Genomic DNA, 26,125 nt, shown 5'->3' with positions numbered 1-26,125 from the left:
CGGCAAGGAGGCGAACAAGGGCGTCAACCCCGACGAGGTCGTGGCCATCGGCGCCTCGCTGCAGGCCGGTGTCCTCAAGGGCGAGGTCAAGGACGTCCTGCTGCTGGACGTCACCCCGCTGTCCCTGGGCATCGAGACCAAGGGCGGCATCATGACCAAGCTGATCGAGCGCAACACCACGATCCCGACCAAGCGCTCGGAGATCTTCACCACCGCCGAGGACAACCAGCCCAGCGTGCAGATCCAGGTGTACCAGGGCGAGCGGGAGATCGCCGCGTACAACAAGAAGCTGGGCATGTTCGAGCTGACCGGGCTGCCGCCGGCGCCGCGCGGGGTGCCGCAGATCGAGGTCACCTTCGACATCGACGCCAACGGCATCATGCACGTGTCGGCCAAGGACCTGGGCACCGGCAAGGAGCAGCGGATGACCGTCACCGGCGGCTCGGCGCTGCCCAAGGACGACATCGAGCGGATGATGCGGGAGGCCGAGCAGTACGCGGAGGAGGACCACCGGCGCCGGGAGGCGGCCGAGACCCGCAACCAGGCCGAGCAGCTCGTCTACACCACCGAGAAGTTCCTGACGGACAACGCCGACAAGGTGCCCGGGGACGTGAAGTCCGAGGTCGAGGCGTCGGTGGCGGATCTGAAGGAGAAGCTCAAGGGTGAGGACACCGCGGCCATCCGCGAGGCCTCCGAGAAGGTGGCGGCCACCAGCCAGAAGCTGGGCCAGGCCCTGTACGCCGACGCCCAGGGCCAGCAGGCCGCGGGCGGCGCCGAGGCCGGCGCTGGTGCCGGCGCCGGTGCCAAGGCCGGCGGCGCGGACGAGGACGTGGTGGACGCCGAGATCGTCGACGACGACAAGCCCAAGGGTGATGCAGCGTGACGGAGGAGACCCCGGGTTTCGAGCAGGAGCCCGACGTCCCCGCCGAGCCGGGCAAGCCGGGCGAGCAGCCCGGTGACGCGGCACAGGCCTCCGGAGCCGCCGAGGAGGCGGCCCCGGAGGCGGGCCCCGGGACGCCCGGGGCGTCCGGGGACGCCGAGCGGGTGGCGGCGCTGACCGCCCAGCTCGACCAGACCCGCACCGCGCTGAACGAGCGCACCCAGGACCTGCAGCGGCTCCAGGCGGAGTTCTCCAACTACCGCCGCCGGGTCGAGCGGGACCGGGTGGCGGTCAAGGAGGTCGCGATCGCCAACGTGCTCACCGAGCTGCTGCCGGTGCTCGACGACATCGGCCGCGCCCGGGACCATGGCGAGCTGGTCGGCGGCTTCAAGTCGGTGGCCGAGTCGCTGGAGACGGTCGTGGCGAAGATGGGCCTGCAGCAGTTCGGCAAGGAGGGCGAGGCGTTCGACCCGACGGTGCACGAGGCCCTGATGCACTCGTACTCGCCCGACGTCACCGAGACGACGTGCGTGCAGATCCTGCAGCCGGGGTATCGCATCGGCGAGCGCACCATCCGGCCCGCGCGGGTCGGTGTCGCCGAGCCCCAGCCGGGCGCGCAGCCCGGCAAGGGCGAGGACCAGCAGGCGGAGACGGCAGCTGATGAGGAGAGCGGTGGCCCCGAGCAGGGCTGACGCGAGGGAAGACCGGGAGGAGGGACGCCGGGGATGAGTACCAAGGACTTCGTGGAGAAGGACTACTACAAGGTCCTCGGCGTCCCCAAGGACGCCACCGAGGCGGAGATCAAGAAGGCGTACCGGAAGCTCGCCCGCGAGTTCCACCCGGACGCCAACAAGGGCGACGCCCGGGCCGAGGAGCGCTTCAAGGAGGTCTCCGAGGCCCATGACGTCCTGGGCGATCCCAAGCGCCGCAAGGAGTACGACGAGGCCCGCGCGCTCTTCGGCGCCGGCGGTTTCCGCGCCGGCCCGGGGGCGGGCGGCCCCGGCGGCTTCAACTTCGACCTGGGCGACCTCTTCGGGGGCGCCCAGGGCGGCGGCGCCCCCGGGGCGGGCGGCTTCGGCGGCGGCCTCGGGGACGTCTTCGGCGGGCTGTTCGGCCGGGGCGGCGGCGCGGGCACGCGCACCCAGCCGCGCCGCGGCCAGGACGTCGAGTCCGAGGTGACGCTCAGCTTCACCGAGGCGGTGGACGGGGCCACGGTCCCGCTGCGGATGTCCAGCTCGGCGGCGTGCAAGGCCTGCGCGGGCACCGGCGACAAGAACGGCACCCCCAGGGTCTGCCCGACCTGCGTCGGCACCGGCCAGGTCAGCCGCGGCGGCGGGGGCGGGTTCTCGCTCACCGACCCGTGCGTGGACTGCAAGGGCCGGGGCCTGATCGCCCAGGACCCGTGCGAGGTCTGCAAGGGCAGCGGCCGGGCCACCAGCTCGCGCACCATGCAGGTCCGCATCCCCGCCGGAGTCTCCGACGGGCAGCGCATCCGGCTGCGCGGCAAGGGCGCGCCGGGCGAGCGCGGCGGCCCGAACGGCGATCTGTACGTCGTGGTGCACGTCGAACCGCACCCGGTGTTCGGCCGCAAGGGCGACAACCTGACCGTCACCGTGCCCGTCACCTTCACGGAGGCGGCGCTCGGCGGCGAGATCAAGGTGCCCACCCTGGGCGGCCCGCCGGTCACCCTGAGGCTTCCGGCCGGCACGCCGGGCGGCCGGACGATGCGCGCCCGCGGAAAAGGAGCGGTGCGCAAGGATGGCACCAGGGGCGATCTGTTGGTCACCATAGAGGTGACGGTCCCGAGGGAGCTGAGCGACAAGGCGAGGGACCTGCTGGAGTCCTACCGTGACGCGACCGCGGGCGAGGACCCGCGGGCGGCGCTGTTCAAGGCCGCGAAGGGAGACTGACCGATATGGACGGCTACGGCCGCGGACGACAGGGCCAGGGGCGGGGGCGCACCAACCCGTACGAGCTGACGGACGAGTCACCGGTCTACGTCATCTCCGTCGCGGCGCAGCTCTCCGGGCTCCACCCGCAGACACTGCGGCAGTACGACCGGCTCGGTCTCGTCTCCCCCGACCGCACCGCCGGGCGCGGCCGCCGCTACTCGGCGCGGGACATCCAGCTCCTGCGCCAGGTGCAGCGGCTGTCGCAGGACGAGGGCATCAACCTCGCGGGCATCAAGCGCATCATCGAGCTGGAGAACCAGGTCGCGGCCCTCCAGGCCAAGGTGACCGAGCTTCAGCAGGCGGTGGAGGGCGCGGCGGTGGCCATGCGCCAGCGCGAGGCGCAGGTGCACGCCTCCTACCGCCGTGATCTGGTGCCCTACCACGATGTGCGGCAGTCCAGCGCCCTGGTGGTCTGGCGGCCTCAGCGCTCCGCCGACTGACCCCCACTCCGCGGTACGCCGGGCCCGCACCGCCCCCGGCACCCCTGGGGCCTGCTTCCGGCCGGGCCGGGCTGCCGACCGGGCCGGATAGCCGTCGCGGTCCGGCCGGGCTCGCTGCGGGCCCGGTGTGGGGCCGGTGTGGGGCCGTCCGGCGTACACATGCGTCCGTCCGGGTCCGCCCGAACGGACGCCTCGCGCCACCCGTCCGGCGGTGTGCGGATGGCATGCCGGGATGGGAGGGGCGCAGCGTGAGGGCATGGACAGGATACGTGCCGTCATAGCCGCGTTCGTGACCGTCACGACCTCCGCCGCGTTGCTGGGGGCCGCTCCCCTGGGCGTTCCCGCGGTCGACCCGGTGTCCGGCGCCGCGGCCGTTCGCACAACGGCCGACGGGGCCGGCACCCCCCGGGCCCCCTGGCCCGGCGGTACCGTGCGGACCGTCGGGAAGCTCATCGGGACCTATCCGGACGGACAACTGCTGGCCTGCTCCGGCGCCGTCGTGGACGCCCCCAACGGAAGCGTCGTCGTCACCGCCGCGCACTGCGTCCACAACCCCGGCGAGGCCCGCTGGAAGCAGGCCTGGTTCGTCCCCGCCTACGACCGCCACGGCACCGCGAACGCCGCCCGGGCCGGCTGGCGGGTGGAGTCGGTGCACCTGGAGTCCGCCTGGAAGCGGGGGAAGCTGCCGCAGGCCCTGCCGTACGACTACGCCTTCCTGAAGGTGGAGAAGAAGGACGGGCGGACGCTGCAGGAGACGGTCGGCGCCAACCGGCTGGACTTCGAGCCCGTCGAGCCGGCCGAGCGCACCGTGGCCCTCGGCTACCCGGCGGCCGAGCCGTACGACGGCGAGACGCTCGCCCACTGCGCGGGCACGCCCACCCTGCTGACCGAGCGGGACACCCAGCAGCCGAACGTGGGCGGACTGCTGCTGGAGTCCTGCGACCTGACCCAGGGCTCCAGCGGCGGGCCGTGGCTGCGGGATTACGACGCCGCGAGCCAGTCCGGCACGGTGGTGGCCGTGATGTCGGTCGGCGACGACCGGGGCCGGGTGCTGGGCCGCCCCTTCCCGGCCGAGGCGCGCCGGCTGCTCCGGGCGGCGGGCGGGTCCGGCGGCTGAGCCGCGCGGGGCCTGAGGGATCCGTCTGATCCGCGCCCGACCGGCCGACCGGCCGACCGGCCGTCCCACGAGCCGACGCCGTCCCGCCCGATGTGCGACCGGGCGGGGCGGCGTCCTGCCGTACGCGGGTCAGCGTGCGGGCGCGGGCGGCGGGGTACGGGTGCGGGGCGAAGGGGCCGGACGGGTCAGAGGGATCGGACGGGTCAGAGGGGCCGGACGGTGCCCATCGCCCGGTCCAGGGCGATCTCGATCAGCACCCGCTCCGGGTTGGGCGCGGGGGTGCGTCCGTACCGCTCGGCGTAGCGGGCGACCGCGTCCGCGATCGCCTCGGCGTCGGTGCGTACCGACGCGACGCCCTCCAGGGTGGCCCAGCGCCCCCGGTCCACCTGGCAGACGGCGGCCCGGGCGCCCCCGGGGCGGTCCGCGGCGGCCAGGACGTTGGCGACCTTGGCGCTGGTGCGGCGGGTGATGACCCGTGCCAGAGCGGCCCCGGGGTCGTAGGTGACCCCGACGGGCACCACGTGGGGGGTGCCGTCGGGGCGGAGCGTGGTCAGGGTGCACAGATGCCGCTCCCGCCAGAAGGCGAGGTACGCGTCGTCCGGGTGTCCGGGGTCCCGCCGGGATTCACTGGCCATGCTCCGGAAACTATCCCGGCGGCACTCCCGTTCGCCCCTTGAGTGGAATAGACTCAACTTACTGCATGCTGATGTGTGCAGAGTTGGCGACAGGAGGAGGAGCACGCACCCGTGGACGCCGAGCTGACCAACAGGAGCCGGGACGCGATCAGCGCGGCCAACAACCGCGCCCTCACCGGGGGCCACCCCGACATCACCCCGGTACATCTGCTGCTGGCCCTGTTGGAGGGCCAGGACAACGAGAACATCCAGGACATGCTCGCGGCGGTCGACGCCGACCAGGCCGCCCTGCGCTCGGCGGCCGAGCGGCTGCTGGGCTCGCTGCCCAGCGTGCAGGGCTCCACCGTCGCCAAGCCGCAGCCCGACCGCGACCTGATGGCCGTCCTCGCCGACGCCTCCCGGCGCGCCAAGGAGCTGGGCGACGCCTACATCTCCACCGAGCACCTGCTCATCGGCCTGGCGGCCAGGGGCGGCCGGGCCGGCACACTGCTCACCGAGCAGGGGGCCACCGCCGAGAAGCTGCTCACCGCCTTCGAGACCGCCCGCGGCGGTCAGCGCGTCACCACCGCCGACCCCGAGGGCACCTACAAGGCCCTGGAGAAGTTCGGCACCGACCTGACCGCCGCGGCACGCGAGGGCCGGCTCGACCCCGTCATCGGCCGCGACCAGGAGATCCGCCGCGTGGTGCAGGTGCTCTCGCGGCGCACCAAGAACAACCCGGTCCTCATCGGCGAGCCCGGCGTCGGCAAGACCGCGGTCGTGGAGGGCCTGGCGCAGCGGATCGTCAAGGGCGACGTCCCCGAGTCGCTGAAGAACAAGCGCCTGGTCGCCCTCGACCTGGGCGCGATGGTGGCCGGGGCCAAGTACCGCGGCGAGTTCGAGGAGCGGCTCAAGGCCGTCCTGGGCGAGATCAAGTCCAGCGACGGGCGGATCATCACCTTCATCGACGAGCTGCACACCGTCGTCGGCGCGGGCGCCGGCGGCGACTCGGCGATGGACGCGGGCAACATGCTCAAGCCCATGCTGGCCCGCGGCGAGCTGCGCATGGTCGGCGCCACCACGCTGGACGAGTACCGCGAGCGGATCGAGAAGGACCCGGCCCTGGAGCGCCGCTTCCAGCAGGTGCTGGTCGCCGAGCCCACCGTCGAGGACACCATCGCCATCCTGCGCGGCCTCAAGGGCCGCTACGAGGCGCACCACAAGGTGCAGATCGCCGACGGCGCGCTGGTGGCCGCCGCCGCCCTCTCCGACCGCTACATCACCTCCCGCTTCCTGCCGGACAAGGCCATCGACCTGGTCGACGAGGCCGCCTCCCGGCTGCGCATGGAGATCGACTCCTCGCCCGTGGAGATCGACGAGCTCCAGCGCGCCGTGGACCGGCTGAGGATGGAGGAGCTGGCGCTGGCGGGCGAGAGCGACGAGAGCTCCCGGGAGCGGCTGGAGCGGCTGCGCCGCGAGCTGGCCGACCGCGAGGAGGAGCTGCGGGGGCTGACCGCCCGCTGGGAGAAGGAGAAGCAGGGCCTCAACCGCGTCGGCGAGCTGAAGGAGAGGCTCGACGAGGTGCGCGGCCAGGCCGAGCGCGCCCAGCGCGACGGCGACTTCGAGACCGCCTCCAAGCTGCTGTACGGCGAGATCCCCACCCTGGAGCGCGAGCTGGAGGAGGCCTCGGCCGCCGAGCAGGAGCAGGAGCCGAGCAAGGACACCATGGTCAAGGAGGAGGTCGGCTCGGACGACATCGCCGACGTCGTCGCCTCCTGGACCGGCATCCCCGCCGGACGGCTGCTGGAGGGCGAGACGAAGAAGCTGCTGCGCATGGAGGAGGAGCTGGGACGGCGGCTGATCGGCCAGGGCGAGGCCGTGCGCGCCGTCTCCGACGCCGTGCGCCGCTCCCGCGCCGGGGTCGCCGACCCCGACCGGCCCACGGGCTCGTTCATGTTCCTCGGCCCCACCGGCGTCGGCAAGACCGAGCTGGCCAAGGCGCTCGCCGACTTCCTCTTCGACGACGAGCGGGCCATGGTCCGCATCGACATGAGCGAGTACGGCGAGAAGCACTCGGTCGCCCGGCTGGTCGGCGCGCCCCCCGGCTACGTCGGCTACGAGGAGGGCGGCCAGCTCACCGAGGCCGTGCGGCGCCGCCCGTACAGCGTGGTGCTGCTGGACGAGGTGGAGAAGGCCCACCACGAGGTCTTCGACATCCTGCTCCAGGTGCTCGACGACGGGCGGCTGACCGACGGGCAGGGCCGGACGGTGGACTTCCGCAACACCATCCTCGTCCTCACCTCCAACCTCGGCAGCCAGTTCCTGATGGACCCGCTCGCCAAGGAGGAGGAGAAGCGGGAGAAGGTCATGGCGAGCGTCCGCTCCGCCTTCCGGCCGGAGTTCCTCAACCGGCTGGACGACCTGGTGATCTTCTCCGCGCTCAGCGGCGAGGAGCTGCGCAGCATCGCCCGGCTCCAGATCGACGCACTCTCCCGGCGCCTGTCCGACCGCCGCCTCACCCTCGACGTCTCCGACGCCGCGCTGGACTGGCTGGCGGTCGAGGGCAACGACCCGGCCTACGGCGCCCGGCCGCTGCGCCGCCTGGTCCAGACGGCCATCGGCGACCGGCTCGCCCGCGCGATCCTGGCCGGCGAGGTCCGCGACGGCGACACCGTCCGCGTGGACGTCGGCCTGGAGGAGGAGGGGCTGACCGTCGCCCCGGTGCGCGGCTGACGCGGAAGCCCGCGCGGACGGAGCACGTGAGCCCGGGGCCGGACGCCGTCCGGCCCCGGGCTCACCCGGTGAACGCCTCCAGGATGACAAGGGCGGTGCCCCCGCCGTCTCCGCTCCGTCGCCGCGGCCTCCCCCAGTGCGGTCGGACGATCATGTCAGTCCGACGGGCGAGCGGTGAAGCCCGGGCTTGCCAGGACCGGGCCGGGGTGGGGGAGGATGGCAGGAATCGTATGAAGGGAAATCCACGGTGACTATCGACCCGTCCTCGATCCCGAACTTCGGGGGCCAGCAGCCCGAACAGCAGCCGACGGGGCCTGCCGGGCCCGTCATCCCGGACCAGGACCTGGTCAAGCAGCTCCTCGACCAGATGGAGCTGAAGTACGTCGTCGACGACGAGGGTGACCTCGCGGCGCCGTGGGAGGAGTTCCGCACCTACTTCATGTTCCGCGGCGAGAAGGAGCAGCAGGTCTTCTCCGTCCGGACGTTCTACGACCGTCCCCACTCCATCGAGGACAAGAACCGCCTGCTGGAGCTGATCGACGACTGGAACCGCCGCACCCTGTGGCCGAAGGTCTACAGCCACACGCACGATGACGGCACGGTCCGCCTGATCGGCGAGGCCCAGATGCTGGTCGGCGTCGGCGTCTCGCTGGAGCACTTCGTCTCCAGCACGGTCAGCTGGATCCGCGCCTCGGTCGAGTTCGACCGCTGGCTCGTGGAGCAGCTCGGCCTGGCCAAGGACGTCGAGGAGTCCGACGGTGAGGGCGAGGGCTGACCTCTCCGCCCCCCACACGAGGCCCCGCGCGGCCCCGGTGCACGGAACGCTTCGCGTCCGCCGCGCCGGGGCCGCCGCGCGTCCGGCCCCGTGAGGGCCGGGGCGCCGGCCCCCGCGGTGTGCGGGCCCGGCCCGCCGCCGGCCATCAGGAGGCGGTCCGGGCGCGGTCCGGGGCCGGGTCCGGGGCCGGGGTCAGCGCGCCCAGGCGCTCCACCGCCTCCCGCAGCACCTCCTCGCGCTTGCAGAAGGCGAAGCGCACGAAGTGCGCGCCTTCCGGCGCATGGTCGTAGAAGACCGCGTTGGGCACGGCGACGACACCGCAGCGCTCGGGCAGGGCGCGGCAGAAGGCGACACCGTCGCTCTCGCCGAGGGGGCGGATGTCGGTGGTGACGAAGTACGTGCCGGCCGGGCGGAAGACCCCGAAACCCGCCCGGGCCAGGCCGTCCGCCAGCAGGTTCCGCTTGGCGCGCAGGTCCTCGCGCAGCCCGGTGTAGTACGAGTCCGGCAGGGCGAGCGCCTCGGCGACCGCGTACTGGAAGGGGCCGGCCGAGACGTAGGTGAGGTACTGCTTGGCCGAGCGCACCGCCGACACCAGCTCCGGCGTGCCCGTCACCCAGCCGACCTTCCAGCCGGTGAAGGAGAAGGTCTTGCCGGCGGAGGAGATGGAGACGGTGCGCCCGCGCATCCCCGGCAGGGAGGCGATGGGGATGTGCTCGCCGTCGAAGACCAGGTGCTCGTAGACCTCGTCGGTGACCACCAGCAGGTCCCGCTCCACCGCCAGCGAGGCGATCGCCGTCAGCTCCTCGCGGGTGAGGACGGTGCCGGTGGGGTTGTGCGGGGTGTTCAGCAGGATCAGCCGGGTGCGGTCGGTGACGGCGTCGCGCAGCTCGTCCAGGTCCAGGCGGTACGCCGCCCCGGGACCGGGGGAGGGCCGCAGGGTGACGGGGACGCGGGTGCCGCCGGCCATGGCGACGCAGGCCGCGTAGGAGTCGTAGTACGGCTCCAGCGCGATCACCTCGTCGCCCGGCTCCAGCAGGGCCAGCAGGGCGGCGGCGATCGCCTCGGTGGCTCCGGCGGTGACCAGGACCTCGGTGTCGGGGTCGTACTCCAGGCCGTAAAAGCGCCGCTGGTGGTCGCTGACGGCTGTGCGCAGCTCGGGGACGCCGGGGCCGGGCGGGTACTGGTTGCCGCGGCCCTCCCGCAGGGCGCGCACGGCGGCCTCGCGGACCTGTTCGGGCCCGTCGGTGTCGGGGAAGCCCTGGCCCAGGTTGATCGATCCGGTCCGGACGGCCAGCGCCGACATCTCGGCGAAGACCGTCGTGCCGAACCCGGCCAGGCGGCGGTTGAGCAGCGGTCGTCCGGTGGAGGTCATGGCGGTCATCCTCCGTCCGGTGCCCGGCTTCCTCAACTCCCCCCGCCCGTGCTTTGCTGCGGATGTCGTGACGGCGGCCCCGGTAGGGGGCGCGGGAGAGGGGGCGTGGTGGGGTGGTTGGTCGGCGGTCTCGCCGTGTTCATGGTGCTGCTGGTCCTGGTGGTGGTCGTTCCGGCCCTGCGGAGCGGGCGCCGGGCGGCCGGGGGCCGTCGGGGCGGTTCGGACGGTGGCGGTGACAGCGGCTGGTGGGGGGACGGCGGTTCGGACGGCGGGTCGGGCGACTCGGGTGGCGGGTGCGGCGGAGGAGGCGGAGGGGACTGATCGGCGCCGGAACGGCCCCGGCGGGGACGGCGCCCCGGCCGTCGCCCGAACCTCTGGACTTCCTCAACTCGGCTTTGGCGCGGGCGGCGCGAGGGGATGGTGACATCAGGCCCGCACGGGGGATGTGCGGGCACGGGGGACACGAGGGGACACGAGGGGGATGCCGTGACGGCATTTGTCATCATCTGCATGGTTCTGGTCCTGGTGCTGGCCGTGGTGGCGGTCAGCGCGGTCACGAGAGGGAGCCGCCGCACCCGGCGGAGCGCCGGCGGGGGAGCTCTGGGGATGTGGACCGGGGCCCCCGGCGGCTACCACGACGGCGGTTCGCACGGCGGCGGTTCGTCGTGCGCCGGCGGCGGCGGTGGCGGTGGGTGCGGCGGTGGCGGTGGCGGTGGGGGCGGCGGGGGATGCGGAGGCGCCTGACGCCGTTCACCCGTACGGCGGTTGCAGTTCAGCGGGGAGAACATCTGACCCGCTAGGCCCCCGCTGGTATGGAAAACAGACGAAGGTGAGTAAAAAGCCTGTAGGAGCCGCACATTCCGTGATTCGGTGACTGATGTACCCGGACCTCACGTGGGCGCGAGCCGGCGGCAGGCAGCATCCCTGTCCCCCTTCGGGGCCCTGTTCCAGGGGGCTGAGCCGGTCCGCCCTCACTGCGTTGCGGAGCCGACCCATGCTCACCGATCTCAAGACCCCGTACACCGACACCCGCGCCGGTGACCTCGCCTGGGCGCTCGGGCGCGACCCCATGCCGGCCCTGGCGAAGCTGGATATCGAAATCCAGGGAACCGCAGTCCAGCTGAGACTGCTCGGCGCATCGCACCAGGTGCTGCTCGCGGACGAGGGCGGCATCTTCTGCTCGGAGACCGTGGCGTGCATCCCCGGCAGCAGGACACCGCTGCCGCTGGGGGTGTCGAAGCGGATGGACGACTGGGAGTACGCGTTCGCGGCACGTGTCGAGACGCTCTCCGGCGGCTCCTTCACGGGGCGCGCCCAGGAACTGCTCGCGCTCGTCGCGGATCACCCGCACGGGCTGGCCGGCACCTTCCCCGGCAGCCCGAACGCCTTCACCGCCCTGCTGGTCCAGCGGCGCGGCGGCCAGACGCACTGGCGGACCTGGCACGCCTACCCGCAGGAGCGGCGGCTCGTCGTGACCCACACCAGAGTGGGGGCGCGCGTGCGGGAACCGGAGCGGGTGGGCGTGTGATCCCGGCGCGGCCCGTACGGGTACGGGGCGTACGCGCCGCACGCCGGATCAGAGGGTGTCGGTTCGCGCGCATGTGCGGTTCATTGCACCTGTGTGGGTGACAGGACTCGAGGGAGACGTCCCGTAGCGTTCCCGACATGATCGAAACGCCCGCTTCCGTACCGGCGGGGGCGTCGGGGTCCTCGCCGCCCCGGAAGGAGCCGCCGCGGGCCCCGTCACAGGCCCCGTCACAGGCGCCGGCGCAGGAGTCGGCGCAGGGGTCGGCGAGGCCGCAGGAGCCGGCGCGGCTGCCCGTACCGCCCGGGGCCGGACGGTTCCTCGTCCTCGCCGCGGTCTTCGTCTGCGCCGCGTGCGGTCTCGTCTACGAACTCGAACTCGTCGCCCTCGGCTCCCATCTGGCCGGCGACTCCGTCACCCACACCTCCGTCGTGCTGTCGGTGATGGTCTTCGCCATGGGCCTGGGATCGCTGCTCGCCAAGCGGCTGCGCACCCGTGCCGCGGCCGGGTTCGGGATCGTCGAGGCGCTGCTGGCACTGGTCGGCGGAGGCTCGGCGATGGCGCTGTACGCCTACTTCGCCTGGGTCGGCGGCTCGGTGGCGGTGCTGATCGGTTTCTCACTGGTCATCGGGGTGCTCATCGGCGCCGAGATGCCGCTGCTGATGACCCTCATCCAGCGGATCCGGGAACAGGACGCCGGCGGCGCGGTCGCCGATCTGTTCGCCGCGGACTACGTGGGGGCCCTCGTCGGCGGGCTCGCCTTCCCCTTCCTGCTCCTCCCGCTGATGGGCCAGCTCCCGGGAGCCCTGGCGGTCGGGACGGTGAACGCCGTCGCGGGCGGCGTGCTGGTGCTGTGGCTGTTCCGCGGCGACCTGTCGCCCCGCTCGCGCCGCGCACTGCTGCTCGTCAACGCACTGGTGGTGGCGGTGCTGGTCACCGGGGTCGCCGTCGTCGACTCCTTCGAGCAGGCCGCACGCCGGGCGGTGTACGGCGGCGAGGTGCGGACGGTGCGGAACACCGCCGTCCAGGAGATCGTGCTCACCGAGGGCGTCCGGCACTCCGGCGGGAGCGAGCCCGCCGGTTTCGGGATGTTCCTCGACGGCCGGCTGCGGGTGTGCGGCGGGGACGAGCGGCGCTACCACGAGGCGCTGGTCCACCCCGCGATGGCGGCCGGCCCGCACGGCAGGGTGCTGGTCCTGGGCGGCGGCGACGGACTGGCCCTGCGCGAGGTACTGCGCCACCCGGAGGTGGAGTCGGCGACGGTGGTGGAACTCGACCCCGGTGTCGTGGAACTGGCCCGCGCCGACCCGGTGCTCGGCCGTCTCAACCGCCGTTCGCTGGACGACCCGCGGGTGCGGGTGGAGACGGGGGACGCCTTCGACTGGCTGCGCTCCCGGCCGGACTCCGGCCGGCCGCCGTACGACGTGATCGTCTCCGATCTGCCCGATCCCGGCGCCTCGGACAGCTCCCGGCTGTACTCGCAGGAGTTCTTCGGGCTGGCCGCGCGGGCGCTGTCCGAGCGGGGACGGCTGGTGGTGCACGCGGGACCGGCCGGGGAACGCCCCCGCACGTACTGGACGGTGGAGACCACACTGCGGACCGTGGGCCTGCGCACCGCTCCCTATGCGGTGGACGGGCGGCTGTCCGGCCTCACCGCCGGCCCCGGCCGCCCGCAGGGGCGCGGCGGTACGGCCGCGGGCGGCCGGGAACGGCCCGGCGACTGGGGTTTCGTGCTGGCGGCACACGGCGCCCCGCCGCCGCTCGCCCTCGGGCCGGGCGGTCCGGCCCCGCACGCCTTCGGCCCGGCGGACCTGCGCCGCGCCGCGGCTCGCGCGGAGCAGAACCGTATCGCCGGCCTGCGGCCGTCCACCCTGATGCACCCCCGCTACCGGGACTGAGGGCGTGTCCGGGCGAAGAGGGCGGGAGGCGGGGGCGAGGGGCGCGCGGAGCACGACGTGCCGACGCCCGTACGGAGCGGGCACTGGCGGGAGAGGTACTGGGTAGGCTCCGCCCCATGGAGCATGAGGTGTACGTTCCGTTCACTGCCGCGGCCGTGCGGGCGGCGCTCGCCGAGCCGGAGCGCGTCGTGCGCTGTGTGCCGGGGCTCCAGCCCGACGAACCGGGCCCCGAGGCCCCGGACACGGTGCACGGTGGCGCCGGGGGCGGCGCGGTCGTCCAGGGGCGGCTGCGGGTGCGGATCGGCGGCTCCAGCATCACGTACCGCGGCAGCCTGCGTCTGACGCACGACACGCACGACACGCACGACACGCACGACACGCACGACACGGACGGCGAAGGCGACGAGGGCGGCGCCTGCACGGTCCGCGGGGAGGGTGCCGAGGCCAGGGGCGACGGCTCGGTGGAGCTGGCCCTGACGATCGTGCCGCGCCCGGCCGACGACGGTGAGGGCACCGTGCTTCTCTGCACCGGGAAGCTGCGCGGCAACGGCCGGATCACGGAGTTCGAGGAGAAGCAGCGGGCTGCCGTCGGCCGTCGGCTGCTGGACCGTTTCGGCGGGGAACTGGCCGCCGGCATGGCGGCCGACCCGGTCTCCCCGGTGGAGGCCGCGGGCACGGTCGCCACGCCCGGCGGGATCGGCGAGCCCGACGACAACGAGCCCGTGATCCCGGGCATCCCCGCGCCCGAGACACCCGGCTCCGCGAACGCCAGGAACAACGCGGACGCCAGGAACGGTGGGGACGCCGGAAGCGCGGGAAGCGCCGGGAAGGCGGGAGAGCCGGAGGAGCCCGGCGCCCCGGACACCCCGGGCGTCCCGGGCGACTCGGACATCCCGGATGTCCCGGACGAGGAGGTCCGGGCCCGGGGAGTCTTCGACGTCGAGGTGCCGCCCTCCTCGCTCGACCCGTCGAGCGAGGAGGCACTCGACGGCAGGGAATTCACCGGCGGTCCGGGCGACGACCTCGTCGACGAACTGGACGAGGAGTCGCGTTCCGCCGCCGAGGCCGCCCATGCCCGCCGGACGATGATCGGACGCAGTGCCGAGGAGGTCGACCACGCCCCGCCGCGCGGCCGCTATGCCCCCGTGCCCCCGCCCGAGGAGGTCTCCCCGGCCGCGGCGGTGCTGCGCTGGGCCGCCCCGGCGGCGGCGCTGGCGGTGGCCTCGGCGGTCGTGGTGGGCCGTGTGCTGCGGAGGCGGCGCTGAAGATCGCGGTTATCGCCGGCTCTCGCGGTTAAGGTCATGGATGTGACTGTCCATGACGCCCAAGACACAGACAGCGGAGTCCGTCTGCGAGCCGGCGGCACCGAGGTGACCGTCGACCCGGCGCACGGCTGCCGGATCTCCTCCCTGCGCATCGACGGCACGGAGGTGCTGAGGCAGGGCGATCGGTACGGCGCGTTCGTGATGGTGCCCTGGTGCGGGCGGACCCGGCAGGGGCGGTTCCTCAACGGCGGCGAGCGGTACCAGCTCCCCGTGACCGCCGGGGAGCACGCCATCCACGGCACCGTGCGCGGCGCTCCCTGGCACACGGTCCGCAGCGACGGGCGGACCGCGTCCTTCTACCACGACCTCACCGACCCCTGGCCCTGGCCCGGCCGGGTGACGCAGGTGGTGGAACTGGCCGAGGACGGCGGCGGGCTCACCCTCACGCTGGGCGTGGAGACGGCCGGGGACTCCTTCCCGGCGCAGGCCGGCTGGCACCCCTGGTTCCTGCGCAACCTGGGGCAGGGCGGGCAGGACGTGACGCTGGACTTCGCGCCCGCCTGGCAGGAGGAGCGCGGCGAGGACCACATCCCCACCGGCCGCCGCACCGAGCCGCGTCCGGGCCCCTGGGACGACTGCTTCGGCATGCCGGAAGGGGTGGATGTGACACTGACCTGGCCGGACGAGCTGGAGCTGAAGGTCACCAGCCGCGCCGAGTGGGTGGTCGTCTACGACGAGCAGCCCGAGGCTGTCTGTGTGGAGCCGCAGACCGGCCCGCCCGACGGGCTCAACTCCCACCCGCGCCTGGTCACGCCCATTGACCCGCTGGAGGTCTCCACGGTCTGGTCGTGGCGCAGGCCGGCGTAGATCCGGGGCAGGGCCGGGGTGGGACCGGGGTGAGGGGAGCGGCGCGGAGGCGGCGCGGGGCTGGCTTAGGCTCGTCGGCATGAGCGACGCGCGCGAGAAGCTTCTGCAGCAGATCAAGGACAAGGCCGTGGTCCACGGCCGGGTGACCCTCTCCTCCGGCAAGGAGGCCGACTACTACGTCGACCTCCGCCGGATCACCCTGGACGCCGAGGCGGCTCCGCTGGTCGGGCAGGTGCTGCTCGATCTGACCTCCGACATCGAGTACGACGCGGTGGGAGGCCTGACCCTCGGCGCCGACCCGGTGGCCACCGCGATGCTGCACGCCGCCGCCGCACGCGGCCGGAAGCTGGACGCGTTCGTCGTCCGCAAGGCGGGCAAGGCCCATGGTCTCCAGCGCCGGATCGAGGGGCCGGACGTGGCGGGCCGCAGGGTGCTGGCGGTCGAGGACACCTCCACCACGGGCGGCTCGGTCCTCACGGCGGTCGAGGCGCTGCGGGAGGCCGGTGCGGAGGTCGTGGGCGTGGCGGTCATCGTCGAGCGCGGCGCGGCTCCGGCGATCGAGGAGGCGGGACTGCCGTACTACCAGGCGTACGGGCTGGAGGACCTGGACCTGTCCTGATCTCTTCCTCCGTCGGCCCCGGTTCCGACTCCGGTTCCGGCCCCGCGCAAACCTCGCGGGGCAACCGGAGAGGTCCGTGAGAGTCACTGTTTCACGTGAAACGGTGACTCTCTGTGGCCCGGCCGGCGGTGTGGGGGTGAAACCAGCCCGCGCCCGGCCGGTTCCCGGCCGGGCGCGGTACGCGAACCGGTCCCTCTGCGGACTCCCGTCCCGCCCCCCGGACGCGGGGGTGGAGCAATCTCACACGTCTGGGAGGATGGGGACGACGATGACGTCGTTCCGTTGACCCACACCAGAGCCGTAGAGCTTCGCACACCATCAAGGAGCGGACAGATGCCCATCGCAACCCCCGAGGTCTACAACGAGATGCTCGACAGGGCGAAGGCAGGCAGGTTCGCCTACCCCGCCATCAACGTGACCTCGACGCAGACGCTGCACGCCGCGCTGCGCGGTTTCGCCGAGGCGGAGAGCGACGGCATCATCCAGATCTCCACCGGCGGCGCCGAGTTCCTGGGCGGCCAGTACAGCAAGGACATGGTGACCGGTGCGGTCGCGCTGGCCGAGTTCGCGCACATCGTCGCCGAGAAGTACCCGGTCAACATCGCGCTGCACACCGACCACTGCCCCAAGGGCAAGCTGGACGGCTACGTACGTCCGCTGCTGGAGCTCTCCCGCAAGCGCGTCGAGGCGGGCATGAACCCGCTGTTCCAGTCCCACATGTGGGACGGCTCGGCCGAGACCCTGGCCGACAACCTGGAGATCGCCCAGGAGCTGCTGGCCGCCGCCGCTGCCGCGAAGATCATCCTCGAGGTCGAGATCACCCCGACCGGCGGCGAGGAGGACGGGGTCAGCCACGAGATCAACGACGAGCTGTACACCACCGTCGACGACGCCATCCGTACCGCCGAGGCCCTGGGTCTGGGCGAGAAGGGCCGCTATCTGCTGGCCGCCTCCTTCGGTAACGTCCACGGCGTCTACAAGCCGGGCAACGTCGTGCTCCGCCCCGAGCTGCTGAAGGACCTCCAGGAGGGCGTGGCCGCCAAGTTCGGCAAGCAGAACCCGTTCGACTTCGTCTTCCACGGCGGCTCCGGCTCCACCGAGCAGGAGATCGCCACCGCACTGGACAACGGCGTGGTGAAGATGAACCTCGACACCGACACCCAGTACGCGTTCACCCGCCCCGTCGCGGACCACATGTTCCGCAACTACGACGGTGTGCTGAAGGTGGACGGCGAGGTCGGCGACAAGAAGACCTACGACCCGCGCAGCTGGGGCAAGCTGGCCGAGAAGAGCATGGCCGAGCGTGTCGCCAAGGCGTGCGCCGACCTGCGCTCCACCGGCACCCGCATGAAGTAACACCCGGTAGGTAGCACCCGCGTTTCCCCGTACGGCCTCCCCGCCCGGCCTCCGCGTCCCCCGCCCGGGCCCGGGCGGGGGACGCGGACGGACACGAGCCCGGTGCCCGGCATCCGCCGGGCACCGGGCTCGCCGCGTACCGCCCTCCGCACGCCGCCCTCCGCACCGCCTCCGTACCGCACGCCGCCCTCCGCACACCGGCGGCGAGCGTGCAGACTGGGGCCATGGCCATTCACGAGAACCTGCTCGGGGGACCGCCCCCGACCCACCTTCCCGACGATCCCGAGCCGCGTGAGCTGCTCGCCTCGGGCACCTCGCCCGCCGAGGTCGCCGCGAAGCACCCGACCTCCTCCCTGGCCTGGGCACAGCTCGCGGACGACGCCTTCACGGCCGGGCGCACGGTCGAGTCGTACGCGTACGCCCGCACCGGCTACCACCGCGGTCTGGACGCCCTGCGCCGCAGTGGCTGGAAGGGGCACGGCCCGGTCCCGTTCGAGCACGAGCCGAACCGGGGCTTCCTGCGCGCTCTGCACGCTCTCGCCCGCGCCGCCCAGGCCATCGGGGAGCAGGAGGAGTACGAGCGCTGCACCACCTTCCTGAAGGAGAGCTCGCCCACCGCGGCGGCGACGCTCTCCTGACGGGAGACACCCTCTGACGGGAGATCCCTCCCGACCGGCCCTTGCCGTCGCCGGGTCCCGAACCGATGATCTGCGGAGAAGGCCCGGCGACCCCGGGCGAGCGCGCGAGGAGAACAGAGAACAGCCATGCCGTCAGAGTCGTCAGAGCCGTCCAGGACGTCACAGCCGGCCGGAGCGCAGTCCGGCACCGGCCCCGGGGCCGAGAACGGTTCGGAGAACCCGAACCTCGACTTCGCGGGCACCACACCGTACGAGGACTACGTCAGGGCGGACGTCCTCACCCACCTCCAGCACCCCCTCTCCGACGACCCCGGAGAGATGTCCTTCCTGGTGACCACACAGGTGATGGAGCTGTGGTTCACCGTCGTCGTCCACGAGTGGACGGTCGCCTCCCGGGCGCTGCGCGCGGACGACCCGCGCACCGCGCTGGAGGCGCTCAAGCGCTCGGTGTACGAGATGCTCTCGCTCAACGCCTCCTGGGAGCCCCTGGCCCACCTCACCCCGGCGCAGTTCAACGCCTACCGCGGCGCCCTCGGCGAGGGGTCCGGCTTCCAGTCCGCGATGTACCGGCGCATGGAGTTCATGCTCGGGGAGAAGTCCGCGTCCATGCTCGTCCCGCACCGCGGCGCGCCGCGCGTGTACGACGAGCTGGAGAAGGCGCTGCACGAGCCGAGCCTGTACGACGAGGTGCTGCGCCATCTCGCCCGCCGCGGCGAGGACATCCCCGAGGAGGTCACCGGCCGGGACGTCTCGCAGCGGTACGAGCCCCATCCGCGGGTCGAGCAGGTCTGGGCGCGGATCTACTCCGGCGACCCGGGCAGCGAGCTGCTGCGCCTGGGCGAGGCGCTGACCGAGGTGGCCGAGCAGGTCTGGCGCTGGCGCAACGACCATCTGGTGGCCACCCGCCGCGCGATGGGCTCCAAGCAGGGCACCGGTGGTTCCGCGGGTGTGGCCTGGCTGGAGAAGCGCGCCCGCAAGAACGTCTTCCCCGAGCTCTGGACGGCCCGCAGCTATGTCTGAAGCAACCGAGAACGCCTCCGAGAACGCCTCCGAGAACGCCTCCGAGAACGCAGCCGGGAACACCCCCGGGAACGTCCCCGGGAACACGGCCCTGCGCGAGGAGGCCGCGAGGCTCGACGCCGCCGACGGCCTGGCCGGCCGGCGCGACGCCTTCGTCCTGGAGGACGAGAAGGGCGAGCGCGTCGTCTACCTCGACGGCAACTCCCTGGGCGCGCTGCCCCGTTCCGTGCCCGCCCGCGTCGCCGAGGTGGTGGAGCGCGAGTGGGGGCGGCTGCGGATCCGGTCCTGGACCGAGTCCGGCTGGTGGACCGCGCCCGAGCGGGTCGGCGATCTGATCGCCCCGATCGTCGGCGCCGCGCCCGGCCAGATCGTGGCGGGCGACTCCACCAGCGTCAACGTCCTCAAGGCGGTGGTCGCCGCGATCCGGATGGCCCGCGAGGACAATCCGGCCCGCACCGATCTGCTGGTGGACGCCACCACCTTCCCCACCGACGGCTACATCGCCGCCTCCGCGGCCCGGCTGACCGGCGCCGCGGTCCGCGCGATCCCGGCCGGGGGCATCCCCGGCTCGGTGGGCCCGCGCACCGCCGCCGTGCTGGTCAACCACGTCGACTACCGCACCGGCGAACTCCACGACCTGCCCGGCATCACCGCCGCCGCCCATGAGGCGGGGGCGTACACGGTGTGGGACCTGTGCCACAGCGCGGGCGCCCTCCCGGTGGGGCTGGACGAGCACGGCGTGGACCTGGCCGTCGGCTGCACGTACAAGTACCTCAACGGCGGCCCCGGCGCCCCGGCGTACCTCTACGTCCGCGGTGGTCTCCAGCCGCGTTTCGACTCCCCGCTGCCCGGCTGGCACTCGCACGCCGACCCGTTCGGCATGACCCCGGAGTACGAGCCCGCCGACGGCGCACTGCGCGGCCGGGTCGGTACGCCGGACATTCTGTCCATGCTGGCGCTGGAGGAGGCGCTGAAGGTCTGGGACGGGGTGGACGTGGCGGCCGTACGCGCCAAGAGCCTGGCCCTGACGGACTTCTTCCTGCGCTGTGTGGAGAGCTGTGTGCCCGCCGGGCGAGTGGAGTCCGTGACCCCGGCCGAGCACGCCCGGCGCGGCAGCCAGATCGCGCTGCGCTGCGCGGACGCCGGTGAGGTGATGGCGGAGCTGGTCGCGCGCGGCGTGGTGGGCGACTTCCGCCGCCCGGACGTGCTGCGCTTCGGCTTCACCCCGCTGTACACGTCCTTCGCCGACGCGGAGCTGGCCGCCCGGGTCCTGGGCGAGGTGCTGGCGGAGCGCGATGCCTGAGACGGCGTCCGCGGGCGGGGCGGAGGAGGCGGCGCTGCTGGGCCTGGCCCCGGTGGCGCCGTCCGCCGGCGAGCGCTACGGCCCCCACCCCTCGCAGGTGATCGACCTGTACGGCCCGCCCGGCGCACCCCTGGTGGCCGTTCTGCACGGCGGCTTCTGGCGGGAGGCGTACGACCGCGCCCATCTGTCCCCGCTCGCCGCCGAGCTGGCCGGCGGGTACGGGCTGCGGGTGGCGCTGGTGGAGTACCGGCGCGTCGGCGGGGGCGGCGGCCGGCCGGGCACCTTCGACGACGTCGGCACCGCCCTGGGGCATCTGCGCGGGGTGGGGGAGTTGCGGGCGCTGGCCGGGCACTCGGCGGGCGGCCACCTCGCCCTGTGGGCGGCCTCCCGGGGCCTGGCACGGTGCCCGGTGGTCGCCGTCGCCCCGGTCGCCGACCTCGCCCGCGCCCATGAACTGGGTCTGAGCGGCGGCGCGGTGGCCGAGCTGCTGGGCGGTGAGGAGCACCTGGCGGCCCGGCTGCCCGAAGCGGACCCGATGCTGCTGCCGGCGCCGGACCCCGGGGTGGCTCCCGTGGTGCTGCTGCACGGCACCGAGGACGCGGACGTGCCCGTCGAGCTGTCCCGCCGCTACGCCGCGGCCCGGCCGGCCGCCCGGCTCACCGAACTGCCCGGCACCGGCCACTACGCGCCCGTCACCCCGGGCACGGCGGCCTTCGCGCTGTCGGCACGGGAGTTGGTGCGGTACGCGGGCGTGAGGCACCTGGGCGTGTAGTACCTGAGACGGACCCGGAAGGATGCGACCGCGGGCGGACGACCCCGGCGCCCGCGGTCCCTAGTGTCGTCACCGTGACCGACACCATGAAGACCGCCGCGACGAAGACGGCTACGAAGGCCGCGGCCGGCGGCTCCCGGCAGCCCGCCGAGCTGCGGATGGCCCGCGACGCCCTGCACGACCTGCGCGCGGACCTGCTGACCGGAGCCTTCGCCTTCCGGCCGATGCCGCCGCTGTCCGGGGATCACCGCCTGCTGCGTCTGCTGCCCGCCTCCCTGCGCGGTCCGGCCCGCCGGCTGCCGCACCTGGCCCTGGCGGGCCTGGCGCTGCTGCTGATGTTCATCGAGGTCGTCAACTCCTACTCCAGTGACGGAAGTTTGGTCCGGGCGCTGTTCCTCGGCGTGCCGCTGGTCGTGCTGATCTTCCGGCCGATCGGTGCCTTCTGGCTGTCGCTCGGCGGCATGTTCTTCACGGCGTCCGTCGCCCCGGGCGTCTGGAGCGCCTGGCCCTGGACGGGCGCCTCCTCCGTGGCGCATCTGGTGGTGCTGCTGGTCGTCGCCGCCCGCACCGGGCCCCGGGTGGCGGTCCACATGTGGCTGCTGACCGCTCTGACCGGCGGGCTCGCGGCCGCGACGGACCCCGATCGGGGCGCGCCGGTCGCCTTCGCCATGGCGGTGGTCTCCGGGATCGCCCTCACCCTGCTGCTCGCCGTGCGCGGCTGGCGCGACTCGCGGCGGCAGGTCGTCGAGCAGGTCGCGGTGGTGGAGGAGGAGCGGTCCCGGCGCACGCTGCTGGAGGAGCGCACCACCATCGCCCGCGAGCTGCACGACGTGGTGGCCCACCACATGTCGGTGGTCGCCATCCAGGCCGAGGCGGCCCCCTACCGCGTCCAGGACCCGCCCGAGGAACTGGTGGCGGCGCTGGCCGGCATCCGCCAGAACGCGGTGACGGCCCTGACCGAGCTGCGCCGCGTCCTGGGCGTCGTCCGCGCCGACCTGCCGGGCGACCTGGACGACTGGGGCCCCGAGGCGCCGCAGCCCACCCTCGCCGACCTCGGTGACCTGCTGGAGAACGTGCGCCGGGCCGGGCTGGAGGTGGAGTCGGTGACCACCGGGAGGCAGCGGCCGCTGCCGCAGGGCGTGGAGCTGTCCGCGTACCGCATCGTGCAGGAGGCGCTGAGCAACGCCCTGCGCCACGCGCCCGGCGCGAGCGCCCGGGTGGAGCTGGGCTACGTACCGGTCGGGCTCGGCCTGCGGATCGTCAACGGGCCGCCCGGCGGCCTGGTGAAGGCGTCCCAGGGGTCCGGGCACGGGCTGATGGGGATGCGGGAGCGCGCGGCGATGCTCGGGGGCGAGCTGACGGCCGAGGAGACCGAGGACGGCGGCTTCGCGGTGGAGGCGTTCCTGCCGGTGGAGCCGGACGCCGCACCGGACGCCGCACCGGATTCCGCACCGGATGCCGTATCGGCTTCCGCACCGGCTTCCGCACCGGACGCCGCGCTGGAGAACGCGCCGGACGCCGCACCGGGGGCCGGTCCCCGGAAGGACGTGCCGTGATCCGGGTGGTGATCACCGATGACCAGATGATGGTCCGTGAGGGCTTCTCCGTCCTGCTGAACGCCCAGCCGGACATGGAGGTCGTCGGCGAGGCGGTCAACGGGCGCGAGGCCGTGGAGGCGGTCGCCCGGCTGGAACCGGACGTCGTGCTGATGGACATCCGTATGCCCGTGGTCAACGGGCTGGAGGCCACCCGCGAGATCTGCGCCTCCGGCTCGGCCGCCAGAGTGCTGATCCTGACCACCTACGACCTGGACGAGTACGTCTACCAGGCGCTGCGCGCCGGGGCGAGCGGCTTCCTGCTCAAGGACGCCTCCGCCGGCCAACTGGCCGACGGGGTGCGGACGGTGGCGGCCGGCGAGGCGCTGCTCGCGCCGACGGTCACCCGGCGGCTGATCGCGGAGTTCTCCCGGCTCTCGGCCGCCGCCGGCCCGCGAACCCCCTTCAGGGAGCGCATCGGGGATCTGACCGAGCGCGAGACGCAGGTGCTCGCGCTCGTCGCCCGGGGCCTGTCCAACGGCGAGATCGCCGACCGGCTCGTCGTCGCCGAGTCCACCGTGAAGACGCACGTCAGCCGGGTGCTGGTCAAGCTGGGGCTGCGCGACCGCACCCAGGCGGCCGTCTTCGCCTACGAGTCGGGGCTCGTCGTCCCCGGAGGCTGACGGGTCCGGGCCGGCCCCTGTCCCGGACCCGGTCCCGGCGCGGGGGAACCGGTCACGGATCGGTCGCCGTCGTCACCGGTGTGCGTTTGCACCTCTATTCTCGACGGACGAGGTGAACGGGGAGGAGCCGCGCGCGATGGAACCACTGGGGGACGGTGACCCGCGCTGGATCGGCGCGTACAGGTTGCTGGGCAGACTGGGTGCGGGCGGGATGGGCCGGGTCTACCTGGCGCGTTCCGAACGCGGCCGTACGGTCGCGGTGAAGGTCGTCCAGGAGGAGCTGGCCCGCCAGCCCTCCTTCCGCGAGCGTTTCGCCAAGGAGGTCAACGCCGCGCGGCGGGTCGGCGGCCAGTGGACGGCTCCGGTGCTGGACGCCGACACCGAGGCCGCGACCCCCTGGGTGGCCACCGGCTACATCGCCGGGCCGTCGCTGCAGGAGGTGGTGGACGAGGACTACGGGCCGCTGCCCGAGCACTCGGTGTACGCGCTGGCCGCCGGGCTGATCGAGGCGCTGCGCGCGATCCACGGCGCGGAGTTGGTGCACCGCGATCTGAAGCCCTCGAACGTGCTGGTCACCATCGACGGGCCGAAGGTGATCGACTTCGGTATCGCCCGCGCCCTGGACTCCGTGACCGGGAGCGGGCTGACGCAGACCGGAGCCGTCATCGGCTCGCCGGGCTTCATGTCGCCCGAGCAGGTGCGCGGTGAGCGGGTCACCCCGGCCGGCGACGTGTTCTGCCTCGGCGCGGTGCTCGCCTACGCGGCCACCGGGCGGATGCCGTTCGGCACCGCCGACAGCGGCTTCCACGCCCTGCTGTTCCGCATCGCCGAGGAGGAGCCCGATCTGACCGGCCTGTCCGGGCCGCTGCGCGAACTGGTGGCGGACTGCCTGGCCAAGGACCCGGCCGGCCGGCCCTCCCTGGCAGCCCTGGCCGCCCGTGTCGCGGCGCACACGCCGTCCGGCGGGACCTGGCTGCCGGGCGAGGTGCTGGCCCAGCTCGGCCGCCACGCGGTGCGGCTGCTGGACAGCGAGGACCCGGAAGCGGCGGCGAGCGCCCTCGCGCGGCCAGGGGCCGCGGCAGGTTCGGCTCCGTCCGCGCCGCCCGTCTCACCGGGCACGCCCGCGCCGCACATGGGACTCGCGCCGGGGGCCGTGCCGGGGGCCGTCCCGGGGTACACGACGCCCGTTCCGCCGACCGTGCCGCCCCAGCCCGCGTATCCGTCGGGACCGGCCGCCGCGCCGTACGCGCAGCAGGCGCCCCGGCCGTGGAACTCCACGCCCCCGCCCCCGGTCACCGCCCCCTACCCCGCGCCCGGCGGCGCCGCGCGCCCCGACGTCGCACGCTCGGCGCGCACGCTGTCCCTCGTGCTGAGCGCCGGGCTGAGCGCCCTGCTGCTGTGCACGCTGGTGCAGCTCGTGCTCGACTTCCGGATCCACGGCGAGCTGAACGAACTCAACGAGGGCAGCTACCTGGCGTACGCGGCCTTCGACTACGACTCCCTGCGGGACACCACCGAGGTGATGGCGGCCCTCTCCGCCCTGTTCCAGTTGCCGGTGATCGTGCTGTGGCTGGTGTGGTTCTGGCGGGTCCGGGCGAACGCCGAGGTGTTCGCACCCGGACAGATCCGCTATCACCGGGGGTGGGCGATCGGCTCCTGGCTGGTGCCGGTGATCTGGTTCTTCATGCCCAAGCAGATCATCAACGACGTCTGCGACCACAGCGACCCCACCTCGACCCGTACCACCTGGTACGGCCCCCGCCGGAGCAGCAACCGCGGCCTGCTCAACGGCTGGTGGACGATGTGGCTGGCCGGCATGGTCGTCGGGGTCCTCAACTACGAGCCGTGGTACGACGCCGAGACCGTCGACCAGGCACAGGGCAGCGCGGCCCTCACGGTCATGGCCGACTTCCTGACCGTGCCCGCCACGGTGCTGGCGATCCTGGTCGTCCTGCGGCTGACATCCCTCCAGGACGACCGGATCAAGGCCGGCCGCTGATCCCCGGGCCGCTGATCCGCCGGGCACCGGCCCGTCGGCCGCCGATCCGTCGGCCGCCGATCCGCAGGCCGCCGATCCGGCGCAGCCGGCGTACCGCGGACAGGGCACCGGCGCGGTGGCGCAGGAGCACCGCGCCGGCCGCCAGCCCTGCCAGCCCCGTCAGTCCGGCCGGCCCCGCCGCCCCGCCGAAGGCCGCCGCCGGGGACGATCCGGCACCGGTTTCCGCGGCGACGCCGGTGTGCGTGAAGGAGGCGGACAGCAGTTCCCCGGTGCCGCAGACCGCGACCACGGGATAGCTGCCGCCGACGGCCAGCCCCTCCCGCAGCGGGGCGGTGGCGTGTCTCTCCAGGGCGGGACGGTCGTCGGCGCGTTCGAGCGCGACGGTCCGCTCGAAGGCGGGGGAGGAGACGACACCGCCCGCGCCGCCCGCCTCGCACACGGCGCGTACGCCGAGGGCCCCTCCTCCGTCTCCGCCCGCGCGGGCGGGGGTGAGGGTGAGCTCCTGGCCGGCGCCGGGCCCGCCGCTCCCTTCCCCGCCCTCCGCGGCGGACGCGGCGGACGCGGCGGCGGGAGCGGCCGCCAGCGCCAGGGCGGCGGCGGCCGTACCGGCGGCCAGCGTACGGCGGGCGCGGCGGCACCGGAGGCGGACGGGGGCGTGGGCGCGGGGACGGGGGGAGTGCATGGCGGCGACCTCCGCTGCGTTCGGGTGCACGTCGCCCCCATGCGAGCAGCGTCCCCGTCGCCCCGCATCCCCGGGTGGTG

General features: G+C 73.8%; 25 protein-coding genes. 22 read left to right on the top strand and 3 right to left on the bottom strand.

Annotated elements, in window-relative coordinates; translation table 11 throughout:
- The 5 genes from CUT83_RS09930 to CUT83_RS09910 form a co-directional block, all read left to right on the top strand.
- Window positions 1–883 (top strand): Hsp70 family protein (locus CUT83_RS09930; RefSeq protein WP_158238990.1); only part of this gene is annotated, 883 nt, incomplete at its 5' end.
- Entirely contained in the window at window positions 880–1,572 is a 693-nt protein-coding gene (gene grpE, locus CUT83_RS09925) for a nucleotide exchange factor GrpE (RefSeq protein WP_101255490.1), read from the top strand. The genes CUT83_RS09930 and grpE, both read left to right, overlap by 4 nt.
- 33 nt (window positions 1,573–1,605) lie before the next feature.
- On the top strand, window positions 1,606–2,790 hold the full coding sequence (gene dnaJ / locus CUT83_RS09920) for a molecular chaperone DnaJ (RefSeq protein ID WP_101255489.1): 1,185 nt from the start codon (window positions 1,606–1,608) through the stop codon (window positions 2,788–2,790).
- A gap of 5 nt (window positions 2,791–2,795) precedes the next feature.
- Window positions 2,796–3,272 carry a heat shock protein transcriptional repressor HspR gene (locus CUT83_RS09915; protein ID WP_101255488.1) on the top strand — a complete coding sequence of 159 codons (477 nt, stop codon included), beginning with the start codon at window positions 2,796–2,798 and terminating at the stop codon, window positions 3,270–3,272.
- A 256-nt stretch (window positions 3,273–3,528) separates the two neighbouring features.
- Window positions 3,529–4,389 carry a trypsin-like serine peptidase gene (locus tag CUT83_RS09910; protein ID WP_158238989.1) on the top strand — a complete coding sequence of 287 codons (861 nt, stop codon included), beginning with the start codon at window positions 3,529–3,531 and terminating at the stop codon, window positions 4,387–4,389.
- A 203-nt stretch (window positions 4,390–4,592) separates the two neighbouring features.
- Here CUT83_RS09910 and CUT83_RS09905 read toward each other — a convergent pair whose 3' ends face one another.
- A complete protein-coding gene (locus tag CUT83_RS09905; protein WP_158238988.1) occupies window positions 4,593–5,024 on the bottom strand; it encodes a pyridoxamine 5'-phosphate oxidase family protein in 432 nt (143 codons plus the stop codon).
- A 111-nt stretch (window positions 5,025–5,135) separates the two neighbouring features.
- Here CUT83_RS09905 and clpB point away from each other — a divergent pair, with 111 nt between their 5' ends.
- A complete protein-coding gene (gene clpB / locus CUT83_RS09900; protein WP_101255485.1) occupies window positions 5,136–7,736 on the top strand; it encodes an ATP-dependent chaperone ClpB in 2,601 nt (866 codons plus the stop codon).
- Between the two features lie 247 nt (window positions 7,737–7,983).
- Entirely contained in the window at window positions 7,984–8,511 is a 528-nt protein-coding gene (locus CUT83_RS09895) for a YbjN domain-containing protein (RefSeq protein ID WP_093852616.1), read from the top strand.
- Between the two features lie 145 nt (window positions 8,512–8,656).
- Here the strand turns inward: CUT83_RS09895 and CUT83_RS09890 are convergent, their stop codons facing one another.
- Window positions 8,657–9,892 carry a pyridoxal phosphate-dependent aminotransferase gene (locus tag CUT83_RS09890; RefSeq protein ID WP_101255484.1) on the bottom strand — a complete coding sequence of 412 codons (1,236 nt, stop codon included), beginning with the start codon at window positions 9,890–9,892 and terminating at the stop codon, window positions 8,657–8,659.
- A 96-nt stretch (window positions 9,893–9,988) separates the two neighbouring features.
- Between CUT83_RS09890 and CUT83_RS30065 the strand changes: the two genes are divergently transcribed.
- The 15 genes from CUT83_RS30065 (at window position 9,989) to CUT83_RS09820 (ending at window position 25,363) form a co-directional block, all read left to right on the top strand.
- The gene (locus CUT83_RS30065; protein ID WP_158238987.1) at window positions 9,989–10,204 is read left to right on the top strand and encodes a hypothetical protein; all 216 of its coding nucleotides are present in this window, start codon (window positions 9,989–9,991) and stop codon (window positions 10,202–10,204) included.
- A gap of 165 nt (window positions 10,205–10,369) precedes the next feature.
- Window positions 10,370–10,627 (top strand): hypothetical protein, encoded by a 258-nt coding sequence (locus CUT83_RS30285; protein ID WP_241524782.1) that lies wholly within the window; start codon window positions 10,370–10,372, stop codon window positions 10,625–10,627.
- Between the two features lie 250 nt (window positions 10,628–10,877).
- Window positions 10,878–11,411, top strand: a complete 534-nt coding sequence (locus tag CUT83_RS09880) for a DUF2617 family protein (protein WP_101255483.1) — start codon at window positions 10,878–10,880, stop codon at window positions 11,409–11,411.
- 137 nt (window positions 11,412–11,548) lie between these two features.
- Window positions 11,549–13,306 (top strand): polyamine aminopropyltransferase, encoded by a 1,758-nt coding sequence (locus tag CUT83_RS09875; protein ID WP_101255482.1) that lies wholly within the window; start codon window positions 11,549–11,551, stop codon window positions 13,304–13,306.
- 116 nt (window positions 13,307–13,422) lie between these two features.
- Window positions 13,423–14,571, top strand: coding sequence for an SRPBCC family protein (locus CUT83_RS09870; RefSeq protein ID WP_101255481.1), 1,149 nt, complete (start codon window positions 13,423–13,425; stop codon window positions 14,569–14,571).
- A 36-nt stretch (window positions 14,572–14,607) separates the two neighbouring features.
- Entirely contained in the window at window positions 14,608–15,438 is an 831-nt protein-coding gene (locus CUT83_RS09865; protein WP_101255480.1) for an aldose epimerase family protein, read from the top strand.
- A 79-nt stretch (window positions 15,439–15,517) separates the two neighbouring features.
- Window positions 15,518–16,057 (top strand): orotate phosphoribosyltransferase, encoded by a 540-nt coding sequence (gene pyrE / locus CUT83_RS09860; RefSeq protein ID WP_101255479.1) that lies wholly within the window; start codon window positions 15,518–15,520, stop codon window positions 16,055–16,057.
- 333 nt (window positions 16,058–16,390) lie between these two features.
- The gene (gene fbaA, locus CUT83_RS09855; RefSeq protein WP_093852491.1) at window positions 16,391–17,413 is read left to right on the top strand and encodes a class II fructose-bisphosphate aldolase; all 1,023 of its coding nucleotides are present in this window, start codon (window positions 16,391–16,393) and stop codon (window positions 17,411–17,413) included.
- 224 nt (window positions 17,414–17,637) lie between these two features.
- Window positions 17,638–18,051, top strand: a complete 414-nt coding sequence (locus CUT83_RS09850; protein ID WP_101255478.1) for a DUF3151 domain-containing protein — start codon at window positions 17,638–17,640, stop codon at window positions 18,049–18,051.
- Window positions 18,052–18,177: 126 nt separating this feature from the next.
- The gene (locus CUT83_RS09845; RefSeq protein WP_101255477.1) at window positions 18,178–19,071 is read left to right on the top strand and encodes a tryptophan 2,3-dioxygenase family protein; all 894 of its coding nucleotides are present in this window, start codon (window positions 18,178–18,180) and stop codon (window positions 19,069–19,071) included.
- Complete coding sequence (gene kynU / locus CUT83_RS09840) at window positions 19,064–20,374, top strand: kynureninase (RefSeq protein ID WP_101255476.1); 1,311 nt, start codon at window positions 19,064–19,066, stop codon at window positions 20,372–20,374. Before CUT83_RS09845 ends, kynU begins: the two co-directional genes overlap by 8 nt.
- A complete protein-coding gene (locus CUT83_RS09835; RefSeq protein ID WP_101255475.1) occupies window positions 20,367–21,146 on the top strand; it encodes an alpha/beta hydrolase family protein in 780 nt (259 codons plus the stop codon). Before kynU ends, CUT83_RS09835 begins: the two co-directional genes overlap by 8 nt.
- Before the next feature lie 86 nt (window positions 21,147–21,232).
- Window positions 21,233–22,702 (top strand): sensor histidine kinase, encoded by a 1,470-nt coding sequence (locus CUT83_RS09830; RefSeq protein WP_420882386.1) that lies wholly within the window; start codon window positions 21,233–21,235, stop codon window positions 22,700–22,702.
- Window positions 22,699–23,364: a response regulator gene (locus CUT83_RS09825; protein WP_101255474.1), complete on the top strand. Its 666-nt coding sequence runs from the start codon at window positions 22,699–22,701 to the stop codon at window positions 23,362–23,364. Before CUT83_RS09830 ends, CUT83_RS09825 begins: the two co-directional genes overlap by 4 nt.
- A gap of 136 nt (window positions 23,365–23,500) precedes the next feature.
- Window positions 23,501–25,363 (top strand): protein kinase domain-containing protein, encoded by a 1,863-nt coding sequence (locus tag CUT83_RS09820; RefSeq protein WP_101255473.1) that lies wholly within the window; start codon window positions 23,501–23,503, stop codon window positions 25,361–25,363.
- On the opposite strand, the gene CUT83_RS09815 is transcribed toward CUT83_RS09820, so the two are convergent.
- On the bottom strand, window positions 25,347–26,075 hold the full coding sequence (locus CUT83_RS09815) for a hypothetical protein (protein ID WP_143688522.1): 729 nt from the start codon (window positions 26,073–26,075) through the stop codon (window positions 25,347–25,349). The two genes, CUT83_RS09820 and CUT83_RS09815, sit on opposite strands and share 17 nt — an antisense overlap.
- Window positions 26,076–26,125 lie beyond the last annotated feature (50 nt).

Origin of the sequence: Streptomyces barkulensis (assembly GCF_002843305.1) — a bacterium.
In the GTDB taxonomy this organism is placed as follows: Bacteria; Actinomycetota; Actinomycetes; order Streptomycetales; family Streptomycetaceae; genus Streptomyces; species Streptomyces barkulensis.
Note: the sequence above shows the minus strand (reverse complement) of the source record. Positions and strands in the feature narration are given on the sequence as shown.

What these genes read in the sequence shown, in the direction of transcription:
- CUT83_RS09905 (WP_158238988.1), bottom strand. Translation starts at nt 5,024, where the DNA reads ATGGCCAGTGAATCCCGGCGGGACCCCGGACACCCGGACGACGCGTAC.
- fbaA (WP_093852491.1), top strand. Translation starts at nt 16,391, where the DNA reads ATGCCCATCGCAACCCCCGAGGTCTACAACGAGATGCTCGACAGGGCG.
- dnaJ (WP_101255489.1), top strand. Translation starts at nt 1,606, where the DNA reads ATGAGTACCAAGGACTTCGTGGAGAAGGACTACTACAAGGTCCTCGGC.
- CUT83_RS09875 (WP_101255482.1), top strand. Translation starts at nt 11,549, where the DNA reads ATGATCGAAACGCCCGCTTCCGTACCGGCGGGGGCGTCGGGGTCCTCG.
- CUT83_RS09845 (WP_101255477.1), top strand. Translation starts at nt 18,178, where the DNA reads ATGCCGTCAGAGTCGTCAGAGCCGTCCAGGACGTCACAGCCGGCCGGA.
- CUT83_RS09910 (WP_158238989.1), top strand. Translation starts at nt 3,529, where the DNA reads ATGGACAGGATACGTGCCGTCATAGCCGCGTTCGTGACCGTCACGACC.
- CUT83_RS09880 (WP_101255483.1), top strand. Translation starts at nt 10,878, where the DNA reads ATGCTCACCGATCTCAAGACCCCGTACACCGACACCCGCGCCGGTGAC.
- CUT83_RS09820 (WP_101255473.1), top strand. Translation starts at nt 23,501, where the DNA reads ATGGAACCACTGGGGGACGGTGACCCGCGCTGGATCGGCGCGTACAGG.
- CUT83_RS09890 (WP_101255484.1), bottom strand. Translation starts at nt 9,892, where the DNA reads ATGACCGCCATGACCTCCACCGGACGACCGCTGCTCAACCGCCGCCTG.
- CUT83_RS09915 (WP_101255488.1), top strand. Translation starts at nt 2,796, where the DNA reads ATGGACGGCTACGGCCGCGGACGACAGGGCCAGGGGCGGGGGCGCACC.
- CUT83_RS09830 (WP_420882386.1), top strand. Translation starts at nt 21,233, where the DNA reads ATGAAGACCGCCGCGACGAAGACGGCTACGAAGGCCGCGGCCGGCGGC.
- kynU (WP_101255476.1), top strand. Translation starts at nt 19,064, where the DNA reads ATGTCTGAAGCAACCGAGAACGCCTCCGAGAACGCCTCCGAGAACGCC.
- pyrE (WP_101255479.1), top strand. Translation starts at nt 15,518, where the DNA reads ATGAGCGACGCGCGCGAGAAGCTTCTGCAGCAGATCAAGGACAAGGCC.
- CUT83_RS09865 (WP_101255480.1), top strand. Translation starts at nt 14,608, where the DNA reads ATGGATGTGACTGTCCATGACGCCCAAGACACAGACAGCGGAGTCCGT.
- CUT83_RS09870 (WP_101255481.1), top strand. Translation starts at nt 13,423, where the DNA reads ATGGAGCATGAGGTGTACGTTCCGTTCACTGCCGCGGCCGTGCGGGCG.
- CUT83_RS09850 (WP_101255478.1), top strand. Translation starts at nt 17,638, where the DNA reads ATGGCCATTCACGAGAACCTGCTCGGGGGACCGCCCCCGACCCACCTT.
- CUT83_RS09835 (WP_101255475.1), top strand. Translation starts at nt 20,367, where the DNA reads ATGCCTGAGACGGCGTCCGCGGGCGGGGCGGAGGAGGCGGCGCTGCTG.